Source organism: Halomonas sp. IOP_31 (assembly GCF_021151495.1).
In the GTDB taxonomy this organism is placed as follows: Bacteria; Pseudomonadota; Gammaproteobacteria; order Pseudomonadales; family Halomonadaceae; genus Modicisalibacter; species Modicisalibacter zincidurans.
Genome location: NZ_JAIRBP010000087.1, coordinates 1 through 1077, shown reverse-complemented (window position 1 = coordinate 1077; position 1077 = coordinate 1). Strand labels below are relative to the sequence as shown.

Here is a 1077-nt window from a genome sequence, read left to right as displayed (position 1 = left end):
CACCCGCGGCGGCGGTCTGGCTGATCCACGGCATCAACACCTTGAAGAGACTACCCACCACCGCGCGGCTTTTGACGCCATGATCGAACAGCGCCGTACGCGCGAGACCGGGGTGAGCCGCCAGGCTGGTCAGCCCCCAGCCTTCATCGTCGCTGTGGCGTTGCAAAGCCTGGCTGAACAGCAGCATGGCGAGCTTGGACTGGCGATAGGCACGCCAGGGGTCGTAGCGGCGCTCGCCCTGGAGATCGTCGAAATCGATCTGTCCGCCGCGGTGCGCCAGGCTCGAGAGTTGCACGACGCGGGGTGCCGGGGCCGACACCAGCAGGGGCAACAGCAGGCTGGTCAGCAGGAAATGGCCCAGATAGTTGACGCCGAGCTGGCGCTCGAAGCCATCCTGGGTCAGCTTTCGCAGCGGCAACGCCATGATGCCCGCATTGTTGATCAGCAGCGCCAGCGAGGTTTCGCTGGCGCGCAACGTGGCCGCGAAGTCACGCACCGAGGCCAGACTGTCCAGGTCGAGCGGCTCGAAGCGAACGTCGACTCCCGGGCTTTCACCGCGAAGCGCACCGACCGCCGCGTGGCCCTTGTCCGGGTTGCGCGCCGCCACGATGACGCGGTAGCCCTCGCTCAGCAGGCCCTTGGCGGTTTCAAGACCCAGCCCGGTGTTGGCGCCGGTGACGACCGCCAGCGGCGGCCGATCGTGGAGCTCAGTCATGGGCGAGTTCAGGCATCGTTGTTCTTGGCGATGGTCTGGATGACCTCGAAGCCCTCGAACTTCGGCGGGCCGAGATAAAGCCCCTCACGGCGGCTCTGGCCGGCATTGGCATGTGCGGCGCGAAACGCCTCGGAGTGCGTCCAGGCCTCGAAATCCTCGCGCGAACGCCAGAGGGTATGCGAGGCGTAGAGCACGTGGTCTTCCTCCTTGGGGCCGCGTAGCATGTGAAACTCGATGAAGCCGGGCAGGCCCTGCAGGTGGGTCTCCCGCTCGAGCCATATCTGTTCGAACTCATCAACTCTCTCGGGATTCACCCGGAAACGATTCATGGCGATGAACACGGGGCACTGTCCTTATGGTCG

2 protein-coding genes are annotated in these 1077 nt (G+C 65.5%); both read right to left on the bottom strand.

Annotation, left to right across the window (positions count from 1 at the left end; all coding sequences use genetic code 11):
* A partial coding sequence (locus tag K7I12_RS17430) for an SDR family NAD(P)-dependent oxidoreductase (protein WP_031384114.1) occupies window positions 1-715 on the bottom strand: 715 nt, incomplete at its 3' end.
* 8 nt (window positions 716-723) lie between these two features.
* Entirely contained in the window at window positions 724-1056 is a 333-nt protein-coding gene (locus tag K7I12_RS17425; protein ID WP_031382555.1) for an antibiotic biosynthesis monooxygenase family protein, read from the bottom strand.
* Window positions 1057-1077: the final 21 nt, after the last annotated feature.